This window comes from Clostridium sp. CAG:221, from assembly GCA_000435835.1.
GTDB lineage: Bacteria > Bacillota > Clostridia > Clostridiales > Clostridiaceae > Clostridium.
In genome coordinates this window covers 66,317-68,812 of sequence record FR883427.1, presented here as the reverse complement: position 1 = coordinate 68,812, position 2,496 = coordinate 66,317, and the positions used below count along the sequence as shown (strand labels likewise).

Sequence of the window (2,496 nt, the reverse complement as noted above, 5' to 3'; positions counted from 1 at the left end):
AGTCATATTTATACAAAAAAATTAAAGCTACGGTAAATTTAATAATTACCGCAGCTTATATCTATATTTCAAACTCTTCTATTTCCACTGAATAGCTTCCACAGTGCTTACATACATTAACTAATACTATATAGCTATTATCTACTTTTCCTGCTTTTTGTAGCCTATTAAATGAAAGTCCTTCGTATTCTTTATCAATTGAACTTATAACAAATTCTCCATTCTTAGTATATATGTAAAAATTATATCCTAGAAAAGCAAAAAATTTCTTCTTTTCGCTAACACCTTCTTTACATTCTCCACAAGGCATATCAAAGTATTCTTTTGCAAAATCCACTTCATCGCTATTTGCCATTATTTCTAATACTTTATCCAAATTAATATTTTTGATAGGATTTTCTTCATCATTTACAAAGTAATCCAAGTTTTCTTCGTTAAGCTTATATTCTCTTCCTTCGAAAGTAAATTTATATTCCATCTATTATCTTCCTTTCTTTTCTTATGAACTAATTCTATCATAAGGCCTTTTATAAATAAACAATATATTATATTACATATATTTGTAGTTTATTTAAATAATATTAATTTATTTTATTTTTCATTAACATTTTTGTTATTTTAGTGTAAAATATACCTTATATAATGGAGGGATAATTATGAGCTTTAAAAATATTTATTTAGTTTTTTCAAAAACTGGTACATTGTTTTCACATTTAATTTCTTTATGTACTCACGAAGAATATGCTCATGTTTCACTTTCTTTAGATGACTCCTTTACAAAAATGTATTCCTTTGGACGTATCAATCCAGCCAAAGTACTTCCAGCTGGATTTGTGTATGAGAATTTATATGACGGAGTATTTGCTATGTTTCCTGAAAGCAAATGCCTAATTTATAAAGTTAATGTTACTGAAAAACAATATAATAACCTTGTCAATGAAATACGCCTATTTGAAAATAACAAAGATAATTTAAAATACAATATTTTAGGGACAAGCCTTGTATATTTTAATAGACCTAGAAAAAGAGAAAATTATTATTTCTGCTCTGAATTTGTCTCTGAAGTATTAATAAATAGCGGTATCTTTAACACTGATAAAAAGCCTGAGGAAATCTTACCTTTAGACTTATTATCAGTTGAAAATAAAACATTAATTTACGAAGGATATATTAATAAACTAAATTTTACAATTGAAACACTAACCACTGTGATTTAAACATAAAAAACAGCGAATGTAATAAATACATTGGCTGTTTTTTTATATTAACCTCATGTTTTTAATTTATTTAAAATCTTCTATCCTTATTATATTATCAATACTCTTCACTGTTTTCAAATCATAAAGCCTATCAATTGAATCCATAATTAAGCCTTCTGTAGTACTATGAGTTATCAATACCAATGTAACATCAATATTTTCTTCCTGCTTCACACCTTTTTGGATTACTGATTTCAAGCTTACCTTATTAGCACCAAATATTGTTGTTATCTGCCCTAATACACCTGGTTTATCACTTACTGTAATTCTTAAATAATATCTGCTTTCAACATCCTTTAAATCTTTTATCTTCATTTCCCAAAGATTATTTTTAACTACAGGCTGCATATTTTCTACTTCTACATTATTTCTTAATATAGATATTATATCACTAACTACTGCACTTCCTGTTGGAAGACTTCCTGCTCCTCTACCATAAAACATCATATCCCCTACAGCATTACCATTAATAAATACTGCATTAAATGAATCATAAACATTAGCTAATGGATGAGTTTCTGGAATCATTGTTGGATGTACCCTTAATTCTAGTTCTCCATTCTCTTCTTTAGCAATTGCTAGAAGTTTTATTACCATACCAAAGCTACTAGCATATTCCATATCTATAGAATTTATCTTAGTTATACCTTCTCTATATACATTCTCTGGTTTTATTTTAGTACCAAATGCTAAGGAAGACAATATTACAAGTTTGTATTGTGCATCATATCCTTCTATATCAGATGTTGGATCTGCTTCAGCATAACCTTTATCCTGAGCCTCTTTTAATACATCTTCAAAGTTCAGATTTTCAAGCTCCATCTTACTTAAAATATAATTGGTAGTACCATTAACAATACCATATAAAGTATTAATTTTATTGGCAGTTAAGCTTTCATTTATTCCATTAATAATAGGAATACCACCTGCTACACTTGCTTCATATTGGAAGCTTACTCCCATTTCATCAGCTTTTTCAAATACTTCATCACCACAAGTAGCTAAAAGCATCTTATTAGCTGTAACTATTTGTTTTTTAGCTTCCATAGCTCTGATGATATATTCTTTTGCTGGATCTATACCACCCATAACTTCTACAACTATTTTTATATCATCATCATTTAATATATCATCATAATTTGTGGTAAGTATTTCTGATGGTATTTCAACACCTCTATCTTTATCTTTATCTCTTACCAAAATCTTAGCTATTTCTACCTCATAGCCTGAACGCTTA

The 2,496-nt window shown here is 27.9% G+C and carries 3 protein-coding genes; 1 reads left to right on the top strand and 2 read right to left on the bottom strand.

Annotated features, from left to right (window positions below; all coding sequences use genetic code 11):
- Nucleotides 1-61 precede the first annotated feature (61 nt).
- Complete coding sequence (locus Q5O44_RS13390) at nucleotides 62-478, bottom strand: DUF3785 family protein (protein WP_022168948.1); 417 nt, start codon at nucleotides 476-478, stop codon at nucleotides 62-64.
- Nucleotides 479-656: 178 nt separating this feature from the next.
- Between Q5O44_RS13390 and Q5O44_RS13385 the strand changes: the two genes are divergently transcribed.
- Nucleotides 657-1,217 (top strand): hypothetical protein, encoded by a 561-nt coding sequence (locus Q5O44_RS13385; protein WP_022168947.1) that lies wholly within the window; start codon nucleotides 657-659, stop codon nucleotides 1,215-1,217.
- 66 nt (nucleotides 1,218-1,283) lie between these two features.
- Here the strand turns inward: Q5O44_RS13385 and Q5O44_RS13380 are convergent.
- Nucleotides 1,284-2,496: homoserine dehydrogenase (locus tag Q5O44_RS13380; RefSeq protein WP_302638163.1), on the bottom strand; the 1,213-nt coding region annotated here is incomplete at its 5' end.

What these genes read in the sequence shown, in the direction of transcription:
- Q5O44_RS13390 (WP_022168948.1), bottom strand. Translation starts at nt 478, where the DNA reads ATGGAATATAAATTTACTTTCGAAGGAAGAGAATATAAGCTTAACGAA.
- Q5O44_RS13385 (WP_022168947.1), top strand. Translation starts at nt 657, where the DNA reads ATGAGCTTTAAAAATATTTATTTAGTTTTTTCAAAAACTGGTACATTG.